This window comes from Stanieria cyanosphaera PCC 7437, assembly GCF_000317575.1.
GTDB lineage: Bacteria > Cyanobacteriota > Cyanobacteriia > Cyanobacteriales > Xenococcaceae > Stanieria > Stanieria cyanosphaera.
Window position 1 is genome coordinate 3,555,595 of the sequence record NC_019748.1, and the last position, 14,866, is coordinate 3,570,460.

At 35.9% G+C, this 14,866-nt stretch carries 12 protein-coding genes, 1 tRNA gene and 1 pseudogene; 7 read left to right on the plus strand and 7 right to left on the minus strand.

Annotated elements, in window-relative coordinates:
* The first annotated feature begins 23 nt into the window (after nt 1–23).
* Together STA7437_RS15385 and STA7437_RS15390 are read left to right on the plus strand one after the other, a co-directional pair.
* Nucleotides 24–96 (plus strand) — tRNA-Ala (locus STA7437_RS15385).
* Nucleotides 97–746: 650 nt separating this feature from the next.
* A complete protein-coding gene (locus STA7437_RS15390; protein WP_015194311.1) occupies nt 747–1,016 on the plus strand; it encodes a hypothetical protein in 270 nt (89 codons plus the stop codon).
* Here STA7437_RS15390 and ispE read toward each other — a convergent pair.
* Nucleotides 995–1,945 (minus strand): 4-(cytidine 5'-diphospho)-2-C-methyl-D-erythritol kinase, encoded by a 951-nt coding sequence (ispE, locus tag STA7437_RS15395; protein ID WP_015194312.1) that lies wholly within the window; start codon nt 1,943–1,945, stop codon nt 995–997. The two genes, STA7437_RS15390 and ispE, sit on opposite strands and share 22 nt — an antisense overlap.
* A 721-nt stretch (nt 1,946–2,666) precedes the next feature.
* On the opposite strand from ispE, the gene STA7437_RS15400 reads away from it, so the two are divergent.
* Nucleotides 2,667–4,712: a cation:proton antiporter gene (locus tag STA7437_RS15400; RefSeq protein ID WP_015194313.1), complete on the plus strand. Its 2,046-nt coding sequence runs from the start codon at nt 2,667–2,669 to the stop codon at nt 4,710–4,712.
* Nucleotides 4,713–4,775: 63 nt separating this feature from the next.
* Here STA7437_RS15400 and STA7437_RS15405 read toward each other — a convergent pair whose 3' ends face one another.
* A complete protein-coding gene (locus STA7437_RS15405; RefSeq protein WP_015194314.1) occupies nt 4,776–6,341 on the minus strand; it encodes a cation:proton antiporter in 1,566 nt (521 codons plus the stop codon).
* A 212-nt stretch (nt 6,342–6,553) separates the two neighbouring features.
* Between STA7437_RS15405 and STA7437_RS24985 the strand changes: the two genes are divergently transcribed.
* Together STA7437_RS24985 and STA7437_RS15415 are read left to right on the plus strand one after the other, a co-directional pair.
* Nucleotides 6,554–7,600 carry a response regulator gene (locus STA7437_RS24985; RefSeq protein ID WP_015194315.1) on the plus strand — a complete coding sequence of 349 codons (1,047 nt, stop codon included), beginning with the start codon at nt 6,554–6,556 and terminating at the stop codon, nt 7,598–7,600.
* Between the two features lie 161 nt (nt 7,601–7,761).
* The gene (locus STA7437_RS15415; RefSeq protein ID WP_015194316.1) at nt 7,762–9,267 is read left to right on the plus strand and encodes a DEAD/DEAH box helicase; all 1,506 of its coding nucleotides are present in this window, start codon (nt 7,762–7,764) and stop codon (nt 9,265–9,267) included.
* Here the strand turns inward: STA7437_RS15415 and STA7437_RS15420 are convergent.
* Nucleotides 9,264–9,470, minus strand: coding sequence for a hypothetical protein (locus STA7437_RS15420; protein ID WP_041619480.1), 207 nt, complete (start codon nt 9,468–9,470; stop codon nt 9,264–9,266). The genes STA7437_RS15415 and STA7437_RS15420 overlap by 4 nt on opposite strands.
* A 189-nt stretch (nt 9,471–9,659) precedes the next feature.
* Between STA7437_RS15420 and STA7437_RS15425 the strand changes: the two genes are divergently transcribed.
* Both STA7437_RS15425 and STA7437_RS15430 read left to right on the plus strand, forming a co-directional pair.
* Nucleotides 9,660–10,373 carry a hypothetical protein gene (locus tag STA7437_RS15425; RefSeq protein ID WP_041619482.1) on the plus strand — a complete coding sequence of 238 codons (714 nt, stop codon included), beginning with the start codon at nt 9,660–9,662 and terminating at the stop codon, nt 10,371–10,373.
* 222 nt (nt 10,374–10,595) lie between these two features.
* Complete coding sequence (locus STA7437_RS15430; protein ID WP_015194317.1) at nt 10,596–12,329, plus strand: FHA domain-containing protein; 1,734 nt, start codon at nt 10,596–10,598, stop codon at nt 12,327–12,329.
* A 24-nt stretch (nt 12,330–12,353) separates the two neighbouring features.
* On the opposite strand, the gene STA7437_RS15435 is transcribed toward STA7437_RS15430, so the two are convergent.
* The 4 genes and pseudogenes from STA7437_RS15435 to STA7437_RS15445 all read right to left on the minus strand — a co-directional run bounded on the left by STA7437_RS15435 (nt 12,354) and on the right by STA7437_RS15445 (nt 14,572).
* On the minus strand, nt 12,354–12,833 hold the full coding sequence (locus STA7437_RS15435; protein WP_015194318.1) for a molybdenum cofactor biosynthesis protein MoaE: 480 nt from the start codon (nt 12,831–12,833) through the stop codon (nt 12,354–12,356).
* Between the two features lie 206 nt (nt 12,834–13,039).
* Entirely contained in the window at nt 13,040–13,432 is a 393-nt protein-coding gene (locus STA7437_RS15440; protein WP_015194319.1) for a DUF3119 family protein, read from the minus strand.
* 59 nt (nt 13,433–13,491) lie between these two features.
* Nucleotides 13,492–13,587 (minus strand): annotated as a pseudogene (locus STA7437_RS27865) (IS200/IS605 family transposase); the annotation flags it as partial.
* A gap of 190 nt (nt 13,588–13,777) precedes the next feature.
* Entirely contained in the window at nt 13,778–14,572 is a 795-nt protein-coding gene (locus STA7437_RS15445) for an MlaE family lipid ABC transporter permease subunit (RefSeq protein ID WP_015194320.1), read from the minus strand.
* Between the last annotated feature and the right edge of the window lie 294 nt (nt 14,573–14,866).

Consider the following 14,866-nt stretch of genomic DNA (forward strand, 5'->3'; position numbering starts at 1 on the left):
GGATGTTAAAATACTTTTTAATTGGGGAATTAGCTCAGTTGGTAGAGTGCTGCGATCGCACCGCAGAGGTCAGGGGTTCGACCCCCCTATTCTCCATTGTTTTGTACAGTAGAATACACGGGGATTTTCACACCTAACCTCAGCTTGCTTTAGCACTCATTTACTCATTTCTTACTCACTTAACCTTCAATCTACCCTAATAGAGAGAGTAAAAAAAGAGTTTTCATCAAAAAAACTAGATCAAGCTCTCAAAGCAAGCTGGTAATTTTGACTGGTGTACCGCGTGACCATCTCTATTTTGCGCTCTACTGCTAATTTACAGGCTAAGACATCGTTACAGTGTGTTTTATCATGCGATCAAGGACAAAATCGAAGCTCATATATTGCTTTGTAAAGTTATCAAACGTTAACTTGCTTTAAAAAAGCTTTTTTTTGTAGTATTAGTTACAGAAAATATTTAATTATTAGCTTAAGCATAAGCATTTCACTAACCACTAATTACAAATTAATCTTTGTAGTTGTGATTCAGGTTAGTTGAGAGTGAAATTGTGTCTAGCTAATCTGGTTGGCATTAATAAAACTACTTTCCAGATTGAAAGAGCTTATACTCAAGTTCTTAGAAGATTTTGTTGGTTTTGATGAATTTGATTGATCGACTACAGAGTCTTTAATTGACTAATTTTGCTCAATAACGAGATGCAAGGTGTGATAGACCAAATTTTGTTTCTTTATTCATCATTTCAGCTATGGCAAAACTTGTTGTTCAACCAAAAGATTTTCAACCTCAATGGTGTTTTGTTCCTCTAAAGCAAAGCCATTATGAGAATCGTCAGCTTTATCCTCTCAATACTTGGGTGCGATTATTAGATTTACCCAATTCTTGGTGTGACGATGAAGCTTTACTCTTGTGTCAGCATTCCGATTCCGAATGGGTAGCTTGGATTCCTAATTATGGAGAAATGATTCTTCATCATAGTCAATTTTGTTTTGAGCCTCAATGGTCATCAGCTAGTTGAATTCCGCCACTAGAAAGCTTAGTAACCCACAAACTTAATTCAGGATCGCTTATACTTGCTTCTACTTGTTGTTTGACTTGTTGAGCTTTTTGTTCGGATTCACAAAGGGCAAAAACCGTAGGACCAGAACCAGACATCATTGTTCCTAAAACATCTAATTCAGCAAAAGCTATTTTTACTTGAGCTACTTGAGAATGGTGGGTTAAAACTATTTTTTCTAAGTCGTTGTACAGTAGTTTACCAATTTTTACTCCATTTTGCTCAATAATTGCTTTCACTAAGGGACTAGAATGAACTTCTGCCCTTCGTAATTTAATATCTTCTGGATCGCTAAGATAAGATTGACTATATTGTTGGCGATAGGTTTGATAAGCCCAAGCAGTAGAAACGCTGAGATTGTTATATTTAGCGAGAACAACCCATAAATTATTGAGATTTCTAATTGGGTCTAGTTTTTCTCCTCGACCAGTTGCGATCGCAGTTCCTCCAGATAGACAAAAAGGGATATCTGAACCTAATTGGGCTGCCAAATCTTGTAATTCTGGGTGAGTTAAACCGAGTTGCCACATCAAATTGAGTCCTACTAAAACGGCTGCTGCATTGGTAGAACCTCCTGCCAAACCTGCTGCTACAGGAATATTTTTTTCAATAGTAAGATCAATCCCACCATAGTTGGCATAAACGTCGGGAAAAGTATCGCAAATTAGTTTAGCAGCCCGATAAGCCAAATTAGACTTGTCTTTAGGTACTTGAGGATGATTACAGTGAAGACGAATATCTTCGGCATCGCTTGGTTTGATGTGAATTTTGTCTGCTAGTTCGATGCTTTGCAAAATCATCACTAACTCATGAAATCCATCATAGCGATCGCCAAGTATTTCTAGATAAAGATTAATTTTAGCAGGAGCAATTAAAGAATAAGAATGCATAGTTGCTGTTTAAGAGGAAAAGTAAAACCCAGAAAGATTATTTTACAACTGTGTTTAGTCTTATTTTCTTTAGAATTAAGCATTGCAAATGTTAATCTTGGGCAGAAGCGATCGCTTTACAGGTAAAGTTCTGACTCAACCGACAAATTTTATACCGTCAGTTTGCAGGCAAATTTTTATGCTGCGTGTTCTTTTAACTAATCTATCACCTCATCAACATTTTTATCAGGTGGAAAAACTGGATAGAAGACTTGAAGATCAGATTATTAATTTTTTGGTAAAGCTTATTTTTTGGTTATTTAGCTAAATTCCTGGTAATTACTGAGTTTAATCTCTCAAAAATATAAAAATATTGTCTATTGTAAATAAAATTTAGTTGTAGTGAAGACTATTTATTACTGCGGAGTCTAAAAATATTTAGCAACTATAAAATTATTGATTTATTTAAAATTGAATAACTATTTTTACTAATATACAAAGAATGAAATTCCCGATTTAATAAGATATACAAAGAAAACGTCGATTAGATTTAATCAAGTCAAACTATTATCTAAATTCTCAATTTTTACTTTGAAATAACTTAATGCTCCTTCTCTAAATTTAATTTTTTGCCTATACTGTTCCAGGTATAGGTTTTTTTTTGTTTAAAATTTTCGGAAAGTGACTTCTTTAACTATTTAGATAAGCTTAGATCAGCATAACAGTCTTAAAATTATCGTCAATGCAATATTTTCAATTTATTCCTCGCTGCTTAGACACATTTGCTTTATTTCCTGCACCTATTACCGATCCGGTGGCAGTATTTTTAGTTATTTTGACAATTATGCTGCTAGCACCTTTATTATTTGAACGACTCCGCTTACCAGGAATTGTCGGTTTAATTCTAGCAGGAGTAATAGTTGGTCCTAATGGATTAGGTTTATTAGAAAGAGACAGCAATATTATTTTATTGGGAACAGTTGGCTTACTGTTTCTCATGTTTATGGCAGGATTGGAAACTAGTCTTGACGATCTTAAAGATAACGGTGATAAAGCCCTAATTTTTGGATTAGCAACCTTTATTCTGCCAATGATCATCGGTACTTTGGCGATGCGTCCCCTAGGATACGGTTGGTTAGCAGCGATTTTAGTAGCTTCTTGTTTTGCTTCTCATACCTTACTCGCTTTACCAATTCTCAGTAAACAGGGGATTATGAAAACTCCTGTAGTAACCGCCACGTTGGGGGGTACTTTAATTACTAACGTATTAGCTTTACTTGTTTTAGCTGTAGTAGTTAAGGCACACGGAGGTAATTTAACCCTCAGTTTTTGGTTATTTATCATTCCTGCTTTGGCAATCTATACTTTTGCTACTTTGTGGGGAATCCCCAAACTTGGACGTTGGTTTTTTCTTCGTTTCGGACACAATGAAGAGGCAGAATTTATTTTTGTGTTGGCAACTCTCTTTGTTGCTTCTTATTTAGCAAGTTTGATTGAAATTGAGCCGATTATTGGCGCTTTTTTAGCAGGAATTGCTCTTACTCCTTTGATTCCTCAATTAAGTCCTTTGATGAATCGAATTCAATTTATTGGTAATACTTTGTTTGTTCCCTTCTTTTTAATTTCGGTAGGGATGCTAATTGACCCTTTAATTTTGATTAGAGAACCAAAATCAATTTTAGTTGCAGGGGTGATGATTGGTGCAGAAGTTGTTAGTAAATTTATTGCTGCTTGGGGAACAGCCAGATTTTTGGGGTTTCGTTTTCCCGATACGATGGTGATGTTTGGTTTATCAGTGGCACAAGCTGCTTCTACTCTCGCTGCCATTACGGTTGCCTACTCAATCAACTTGGTAGATCAATTAACTGTTAATGGTATTATTGCCATGATCTTAGTGACTTGTATTGCGTCGCCTTGGTTGATTGAACAATGGGGCAGAAAAGTTCAACCACCGATTAAAAAACAATCTCATCAACCTAGTAAAACTTCTTCTTTAACTCATAGAGTATTAGTACCCGTTGCTAACCCCAATACTGAAAACAACCTCCTCAATTTAGCTTTGATTTTAGCTAAAGCTTCGGGGGGTACTTTATTACCGCTTCATGTTTTGTTCGATCAACTTGAACCGATTTCTCAAAACTCAATTACTGAACAAACTCGCTTGTTAAATACTGCCGAAGACTTAGCCCATGCTGCTAATACTAAAGTAGAAACTATTGGTAGAGTAGATGATGGGATTGAAAAAGGTATTGTTCGGACTGCCATTGAGAAAAACGCCAGTTTAATTATCTGTGGTTGGAAAGGTTATTCTACCTATCAAGAAAACTTTTTTGGTAGTATCCTCGATCATGTCGCACAGCGATCGCCTGTACCCATGTTGATTACTCGTTTTACTCAACCAATTGCTTATACTACCAGGGTTTTACTCGCTACCACTAAGCAGCAAGCGATGGCTGCCGAATTTCCTCAAATGATTCAAATGGCTCGATTTTTAGCTACAGAACTCAAAGCTAATTTAGAAGTTATTTTAGTATTTGGTAAGCAACAACATGCAGTTTTAGAACCTCAAGGGTTGAACATAGATTCAGACATTACTTTAAAACAGTTGCGAGGTAATTTTATTAAAACCGTTTCCGAGCAATTAAGCAAAGATGATTTATTACTTTTAAGAGTCAGTACTGATTCCAATCCGATACTGAAAAGAAAAGCTGTAGGTGCAGTCCCCAGTGCGATCGCATCTGCTCATCCCGATTTATCAATGGTTTTGGTTCATTTTCCGATTAATTAAAACCCTAAAGTTTTGATAACTGATGTAGGTACAAGTCATGAATTGTACCTACTAATAACTAAATCAATCTGCTGCTTGAGCGATAATTTCTTGTAAGACAGGAGAAAGATTATGATTTAATTGCCCTACTCGAATTAATTCGGCATAAGTATTGGCTTCAATGTCTAATAATTGTTCTTTGAACTGTTCCATTGCTAGCGAGCGCAAGTTGGAATGTTCTTTATGCATTTTGGCAATTTTTTGTTCAATACTTTGTAATTCTCCTTTCACTAATCCTTGTTGATAACGATAAAATTCTGGTTCAATTTCTGGAACAAGATCTGTAGTTGCTAAAAAATTAATTACTCTTTTTAAAGCAATGCGACGAGCCAATAATTCTAAATATTCTTGTCTTAAAGGTTGGTCACCAATTAAATTTAATTTTGCTAATAACCACTGAGTAGTTAAACCTTGAACTAATAAAGTAAACAAAACTACTCCAAATACGGTATCAATTATTTCTTGTCTACCTGATAATAAAGCAGGAACACTTAAAGCCACAGCAATCGAAACCGAACCTCTTAAACCACCCCACCAAAGTACAGTTTGTTCCCGCCAATTAAGTTTGATTGAACTAAATAAATTACTAATACTACCCAAACCATAAATGACAATTGCTCTAGTAATTAAAACAAACGCGATCGCGACACTAATCAAATCTAAATTATTAATTAAACTAGTAAAATTAATTTGATCGCCAATCAACAAAAAGACAATTGAATTCACAAAAAAAGCTAAAAATTCCCAGAATTCAGAAACTAATAATCGAGTACGGGGATTCATGCCAATTCGAGAACCAAAATTACCTAAAATAATTCCTACTGTAACCACCCCAATTACTCCTGAACCTCCTAATTCTTCGGTAATTAAATAAGTACCATAAGCAGAAACCAAAGTTAGAGATTGTTCAACTAAAGGTAAATCAAATCTTTGAGTTAAATAAGAAATTCCAAAACCAATAATACAACCAATTCCTAACCCAAGACCCACAAAAGTAGTAAAACGAGTAATAGTTGTTGGTAAAGAAAATTCTTCCAAACCTAACGGAATTCCTACTAATAATAAAAAGGCAACTACTGCAACACCATCATTAAATAAACTTTCTCCTTCCATTAAAATTGTCAGGCGTTTGCTCGCACCTAATTCTCGAAACAAAGCTACCACAGAAACAGGATCGGTAGCTGATAAACTAGCTCCTATTAATAAAGCAGTTGAGAGTGATAAAGTTGTCAATTGACTCAAAGCAAAAGCAACTCCAATCACAGAAATAACAACTCCTAACACAGCAAACATGATCACTGGTACTAAATTTTCTTTTAAACTCTGCCAGCGAATATTCCAAGCTGCTTCAAATAATAAAGGAGGTAAAAATATTTCTAAAATTAATTCTGGTGAAAGATTTACTAAACGAATATCGACAAAAGCCAAGCCCAAACCAACAATTACTAAAAGAAGAGTGTAAGGAATTCTTCTAAACCAACTAAAAATTTTTGAAACTGTTGCAACACTTAAAGAGACAGATAAAACAATTAAAAATTGTTCAAGATTGCCTTTAATTGAAACTTCAGCCATACTAGACTCAAGAGTCATGAAAACACTCCTAAAACTAAAAAAAACAACTTAGATTTACTATCTATCTAGTCAATCCCAATTATTAAAACTCTATTTTCCAGTCAAAATTATTAATATCTTTACATATAATTGAAGAATTAACCTTCAACTATAAAACTATAAAGCGATCGTTTAAGATCTATTGCAAGCCTAAATATACTATTTATCTAAATTTTGATCGGGTATATTAAATGATTAGTATTTTATTAGTAGATGACCAAGCTCTTCTCTGTGAAGTGCTAAAAACCTGGCTAGAGGTAGAACAAGATTTTCAGGTGGTTGGAGTAGCTCATAATGGGGAACAAGCTCTTGATCAAGTCGAAGTACTTCAACCCGATATCGTTTTGATGGACATCGATATGCCAGGCATGAATGGCTTAAGTGCTACCAAAATTATTTGTGAGCGTTTTCCTCAAGTTAAAGTTATTTTCTTAAGTGCGCATGATGATGATAATTATTTAGGAAAATCTTTAAAAGCTGGTGCTAAAGGTTATTTACTCAAAAATACTACTGCTGAAGAATTAGCTCATAAAATTCGGGCGGTTTATCATAATCAAACTCCGTCTTTACCGAAGAGCGATGATAGTGTTATCGTCCTTAAAACCCAACTAGAAGAGTTAATAGAAACTTATCGTCATAAATTCCAAAAACAACTAGAAGAAGGGCAATTTTTTCTAGAAACACTTAATCAAACTAATAATTATGAGCATAAAATTCAACAACGTTTGAATGAATTAGAAAACTTATTGATAGATAAAATAGATAATTGCGATCAACGTTTAATTCAGTTAGAAATTATTAATGGCAATACTTGGGAATCATTGCGTAGTGAAGCTCTAGAGCTACAAACTCAAATGAATGAATCTAATCGCAATTTAAGTTCTCAAATGAATCAACAAATAGTTAATTTGAGAAGGGAATTAGATACTCAATTAGCGAATGCTTTAGAAGATTGGGCTCGTCAAAGGGCTGCTTTACAAGAATGGGCGGTGCAAAGAGATGAAATGCGCCCTTCGTTAGAAGAATTTGAAATTAAATATCGCACTGAATTAATGGCAGTAATTAATCCGATGAGAGCTTCTTTTCGTGATATCGACAAGCAAATGCGAATGATGCGTAATTGTATGATCGCAGCTATTTTAACTGCTGCTATGTCTCTTAGTTTGGCTAGTTGGGTATTAGTTTCTCATGGGCATGAGAATAATTCACCCGCAGCCAATACCAGTGAAGTTAATTAACAATTAATAGTAAACAGTTGATTTAAACTAATAATTGTAAAGACGTTTCTATCGATCACTGTTAATCGTCGATTGTTAATGGTTGATGGTTAGCAACTAAATAACTGTACGGGGGAACGTTCGTTAGCCCCTACTGCTAACTGCTCACTGGTAACTGAGATATGCCTCGCATCTCCCAATTAAAATTTGACCGAGGTACTTTGATTCTGCATCCTCCACCAAGAGGTAAATTATGGCTAGAATATGCTATCTGGGACGATCGCATTGAAAAGTTTCGCATCCCAGCTATTTACTATCGTCCTTTGGTAGAAGCTTTGCAAGCAGAAGAGTCAGAATTTATTGATGATGCCAAGGATTTTTATGCCTTGGAATTGAATTCTTGTGTGGAAATCGAACCTTATCCTCATCAACAAGAAGCATTACTCGCTTGGAAACAATCTCAACGACAAGGAGTAGTCGTTTTACCTACGGCGGGAGGAAAAACTTATTTGGCTCAATTGGCAATGCAAGCTACTCCGCGTACAACTTTGGTAGTAGTTCCGACTTTAGACTTGATGCATCAATGGTATGCTCAAATTGAATCTGCTTTTCCTGATGTCGAAGTAGGTTTGTTGGGTGGAGGTTCTCGCGATCGCTCTCCGATTTTAATTGCTACTTATAATAGTGCAGCCATTCACGCTGAAACTCTGGGAAATAAATATGCTTTGATTGTTTTTGATGAATGTCATCATTTACCGACAGATTTTTTTCGAGTCATTGCCGAATACGCGATCGCACCTTATCGTTTAGGTTTAACTGCTACACCCGAACGCACCGATGGTAATCATCGTTTTTTGGATACTTTAATTGGTAAGGTGGTTTATCGCAAAACAGCCAAGGAACTAGCTGGAAACACCCTAGCTTCACACAAAATCGTTCAAGTTAAAGTCAAATTATCTCAAACAGAACAGCAAAAATACGACCAAGCGATCCAAACCCGTAACGACTTTTTACGTCAAGCTAATATTTCCCTCGGCAGTTTAGAAGGTTGGCAATTATTTGTCCAAGCCAGTGCGCGATCGCCACAAGGGAGAGCAGCGATGTTAGCTCATCGAGAGGCTAAAGAAATTGCTTTGGGTACAGATGCCAAATTAAGGGTATTAGTTGATCTGATTACGAAACATTATCCTGAGAAGATTCTAATTTTTACTAACGATAATGCTACGGTATATCGTATTTCTCAAGAATTTTTGATTCCTGCCATTACCTATCAAACACCAGTTAAAGAGCGTCATGAGATTCTGAAACGTTATAAAGCAGGAGAGTTAAAAATTTTGATTGCTTCCCACGTCCTTAATGAAGGAGTAGACGTACCCGATGCTCGAATTGCCATTATTTTATCGGGAACTGGTTCGACTAGAGAATATATTCAGCGATTGGGCAGAGTATTACGAAAAGGAAATATTCAAAACAAACAAGCAATTCTTTATGAAGTAGTAACAGAAAATACTAGTGAAGAAAAAACCTCTCAACGTCGAAGAGGAGAGTCTCCCGAACAACCTACTTCATCTGCCCAACTAGAACTTTTGTCTTTTCCTTTTTCTCAACCAATCAATCCTAGCAGAAAATTTAAGGCAGCCGAACAATCCCTTCCTTGGCATCCTAATCAATCACAAGATGAGAATTAGGCTTCTTTTCTTAAGTCATAAATAACTTTATTTAAATACCAGGTTTCTAAGTGACCAGGATTTTTACTTTTTTCTAAGTTAATCAATCTTTGAGCCTGATCTTGTTGACCGTGCAACAGCATTAAAAGTTCTTGGTGTAATCTAGAACGACGCACAGCTTCACGATATTGTTGCCACCAGCTTTTGGAAGTGTTTGTATTCATGATCTATTTTCGTTGGCAAGGATCATTTTCAAAATAATTTACCGAAATGACAAATCTGTGAAAAGAGTATGTCAAGTTCGTGACTACTTGGAAAGGTTTTTTTTACAAAGTTTTAAAATCTAAAACTGCATAAATCATCTGAATACAACCTAAACAAAAAAATTAGGTGAAAAAGGGATTGTTTGGAGGATGAGTGTTCTTAAAGCAAAAAAATTATTAGCACGTTTAGAAGTAGAAGCATCTCGCTACCAAATTTTAAGCAATCTAAGATTTCAAGAACATAATCCTGTATTTGTGTTATTGCGTAAATTTCTTGTCACTAAACAACAACGAATTATTACATCTTTATTAACTATTTTAGAAAAGAGCGATGACGAACCGAACGGAATTGAGTTAGCTAGACGCATTGGTATTGTAGCTCAAGATGCGATCGTTTTAATTTTTCAGAATCAAGCTGCTGATTGGCAACAACGTCTTAGTCGAGCTATTTTTCAAGAGTTACATTCTTGTCAACATATAGTATTTGTTGGGGGTAAAAGCATTTTCCTAGGCACAACCTATATAAGCTCAGCAGTAACCGAACAAGTTCTCAAGGAACTATTACATGAATCTAATTCTGTGATTCAAGCTGCTAGTCTTTATGCTTTAAATCAATTTGATTCTCAATCAGCTAAAACTGAAGCTCATCATTTACTGAGTAATCCTTTAATTAACGAGCTTGTTCAAGAAACTGCTCTTAATATTGTCAATCAATCTCATCCCAAGACTTCTACTTTAGAACAGTTACTAAATCTTTTAAGACAAGAAAAATATCAATCTTTAACCATCGAACAGTTGATTTCATTTGTTACCGAAATCCCAACCAGCCGTCAAAATACAAAAGAAATTGCTTTGACTAGATAAGTACTACTATAGAGAAAATTAATTACTTGCCTTTTCCCTTTTTCCTGCTTTTAACTACTTAATGCATAATTATTGCTCACCTTAACGTAATACCAAGATAAACCTTTTGATTGAGATAGCAATAAGACAACTCAGTTACAATTTAGTTCATCTCAACCGAAATAATTCGTTAACAATTTAATATTTATTTTGTTTCCTTGAAAACACGTTAAGGATAGATCAATGCCAGAAATTATCATTGTCAACAGCAAACAACCCCAAAAAATTACCACTGTTTATATCACGCCTGAAAAAATGCTTAATCAGGAATGTTTAATTGGCAGAGAAGAACGGTGTTGTATTGTATTGCAAGACTCCCTAGTAAGTAGAATTCACGGCAAAATTACTTTTAAAAATGGTAACTATTACTATACCGATTTGGGTAGTCGGAATGGTTCAAGACTCAATAACGAATTGACTACAGTAAATCAAAATTATCCTTTAAACCCTTCTGATAGTCTTAATCTTGGTTCTCATCTGTTATGGATGAAATCAGTTAGTGAAATTACAACTAATCCTTCTCCTAGTCCATCTATTCCTAAAAACTATATGCCTTTGGCAACTATTGAGCCTACCTCAATTAATCGTTGGAGTAAAGGAGAACTGATTGTTCGTTGTGTACAAATTATTTCAGAAACTGATGATGTCAAAACTTTTAGGTTTGTAGCTGAACCGCCAGTTTTATTTACCTATCAACCAGGACAATTTGTAACTCTTAAACTAGAAATTGATGGTCAATCGCTTAAAAGCTCTTATTCGATTTCTTCCTCGCCTTCTCGTCCTCATACTCTCGATATCACTGTTAAACGTGTTCCTATATTTGCCGATCAACCAACAGCACCACCAGATTTAGTTAGTAATTGGTTACATGACCAGCTTGAGATCGGCAGTAAGATTAAAATTAAAGGGCCAATGGGCAAATTTAGTTGTTTTAATAATCCAGCACCCAAATTATTATTTATTTCGGCTGGTAGCGGAATCATTCCCTTGATGTCGATGGCTCGCTGGCTTTGTGATACTGTTTCCGAGGTAGATATGATCTTTTGTCATAGTACGGCTACTCCTCAGGATTTGATGTTTCGTTCTGAATTAGAATTAATGGCAACTAGATATTCTAACTTTAAACTAGCAGTTACAATTACTCGCCCTGAAACAAGTAAGGCGTGGTTGGGTTATACGGGTCGATTAAATACCTCAATGTTATCGATGATCGCTCCAGATTTTGAAGAACGCAATGTTTATGTCTGCGGATCGAATTCTTTTCTAATCTCAGTTCGGTCTTTATTAGAACAAATGGATTTTCCGATGGAAAATTATTATGAAGAAAGCTGTGACTTTGAAAGAGAGCAAAAATCTGCTCATTCTGTAGCTCAATTACCAATTTCAGGAGTTAGTACGGCTTTATCGGCAACTGAATCTTTTTTAACTTCCAAAGTTCAAAATAGTGAGGGTTGTTCTAACGAACTTAATCGCAAAAAAAGGCTAGAAGCCAGTTTTAAATCTCAAGTCCCCAGACATTCCTCTTCATCAGCTTGTCAACCTCATCATCTTCCTTCTCTTTCAATTCTGCCTACTTCTGCTAAACCAGCTACTACTGAAGTAATTCCTTTTCCTTCTCCAATCAATTCAGTTGCTGCTACTTCATCGCCAATAGTTTGGTTAGCTAAATCTGGTCAAGCAATTAGTTACGATCGCTTCGCGCCTTGCCAAGGGGGAGATCGCAATTCTTCTATTTTAGAAGCAGCACAAGCTCAAAATATTTCTCTACCTCATGGTTGTGGGATGGGTGTTTGTGGTCATTGTAAGGTTAAAAAACTATCAGGAGAAGTAGTTTACGACGAGGAAGTTGATTGTGAAGCAGGCTATGTTTTAACTTGTCTGGCTAAACCAGTCGGCAAAGTGAGATTAGATGTTTGAAGCTCAAAGTAAAAAGATTTAGACTCAACAACAATTTACCCATTGAGTTGTAATTTGCCCATCAGCCTCTTGAAAATACTCTTTTTTCCAAATTGGAGCGTTGTGTTTAAGAGTATCAATGGCATATCGACAAGCTTCAAAAGCTTCGGAACGGTGGGGACAACCTACTGCGACTAAAACACTAAGATCTCCTATCTCTAAATGTCCCACACGATGATGGATCACTATTCGATTAGTATCTTGCCATTGTTGACGAATTTGGGCTGCAATCGAGCGAAATACCGCGATCGCCATTGGTTCATAAGCCTGATATTCTAAAGATAATACTTGCTTACCACCAGTTTGATTGCGTACTGTACCACTCATTACTACAACTGCACCATTAGCCGGATCGTCTGCTAGTCGATAAACTTCTTCTAGGGATAAGGGTGCAAAAGTAATTGCAAAATTGTCTTGAGGATGAGTTTTGGTTTGATTTGGAAAGTTAAGCTGAGTAAGATTCATCTCTATTGATTTTATTTGTTAGTTGTTTGCCATTGCTTGATTAGATTGTGAATTTAGTTACAGCGATTTTCAGTGACTAGATCACATACCAGTTATTAGTTGCCTTGTACTTTGATCCTTCGTTTCACGTTTTTGACGCCGAAGCGCTTTTTACTCTTTACCTGTGGTCTACCAAACACGGAAACTTCTGTAGGTTTAAGCTCTATCTACTGTTTAAGAGGACAATATTTTTCCAAACAACTAACCAACATTCTAGAATCAAACAGAATTGGTAAAAAATGAATACTTTTTACTTCACGAAAATAAAAGAGAATCGGTACAGGTTGCCAAAAAATACGCCACGCTAACCAATCACTGTAAGGAAATCGACGCAGCAATTTTCCTGAACGACAAACATCTAAAGCAGTATCAGTAAATTGTAATCTGATTGTGGCTGTTTGCACCAATAAAAACAAGCCTAAAATAGCAATTACACCTCCGACCCAAATTTGGAAAAAGGAAATTGCAATAGCGATCGCAATTAAACCTACAGAAAGGTTATAACTTGGTCTTAGTTCAACTGTTGCTTGAGTTTCAGTAGTAGGTTGTGTATTAGTCACTTGAGATTAACCTCCTTTAGTAGCAAAACTAAGTCCTTTTTTTATTATTGTGACCGAAATTAATGGGATACAAGCCCCGTCCTTCTAGGACGGCTTTGATTTTTAATGTAATCAATCAACACTTCAATTGGCGCACCACCCACAGACACAGCAAAATTAATAGATTTAATCGGGGTAGGGCATATCCACGATTTAAAACGGACGGGGAGTGAGTGTCAGACTACTGTAGTAGCAGTTCGCGATGAATCGTCAACCCGTAAAGTAGCATGGGAACAATTAACGCTTCCTATCTAGCTTTGGAATCTCCGCCCTGAAGTGCGGAGAAGATGTCAAATTCTCTAGTTTTTACTCTACCAAAGCACTACCTGTTCCTTGGAACATTAACCACGATAAAAAGAAATTAGCAATAAAAATAGCGAGTAAAGCTGTCACTACTGCTGTGGTAGTCGATTGTCCTACACCTTTTGCTCCTCCAGTGGTAGTTAATCCCCAACTACAACCAATTATGGCAACTAAAGCTCCAAAGACAACTGATTTAATCAATGCAGTACATAAATCCCAAACCTGTAAAAAATTTTGAATTGAATCTAAAAAAACAACCTGAGAAATACCATAAAAAGTCTCAGAAATTATCAATCCGCCTATCATTCCAGTAATTAAGGATAAAAGCGTTAAAATTGGCAACATTAAGCAACATGAGATTACTCTTGGTATGACTAAATAATCGATTGGATCTGTTTTAAGAACATAAAGAGCGTCAATTTGCTCGGTAACTCGCATCGTTCCAATTTCGGCAGCAAATGCCGATCCTACCCTTCCTGCAATCACAACAGCAGTTAAAACTGGTGCTAATTCTCTAGTTAAAGCTAAAGCAAGTACGCCTCCTACTGCTTGTCCGGCACCGAAATACAGAAACTCCCTCGCAACTTGAATTGTAAACACCATTCCTACAAAAGCAGCCGTAACTAAAGCGATCGCTAGTGAGTCTGGCCCTACTACTGCCATTTGTTCTAAGGTATTCCTGCGATGAATTTTGGCTTTAAGGAGATGAATTACAACTTGCCCTGTCAGAAAAAGTGCTGCTAAGGAGCGTTGTAACCAAATGCCAATGCCATTAATAGTACTGCTGCGGTTAGTCATTGATCAATAGAAATTTTTTATTCAATTGAAAGATACTAAAATTTGCTTTGCGCGATAATCACTTTTTTAAAGTTTTTATTTTTTTTGCGCAGTTTAAAATATCTTTCTATCAATTGTTCTAGATTACCAAAAGTAGCAATCAGACCAAAACAAGTCGCCAAGACTAAACTGCTAATAATTCTTTGAAAAAGCCAAATTGAAACGTGATAGTAATCGCAATAAGATCAACCTATTGTTGCAACAACAAGTCCAATAACTACTCCCAACCCAAAACGCTTAATTAATAATTTTAAA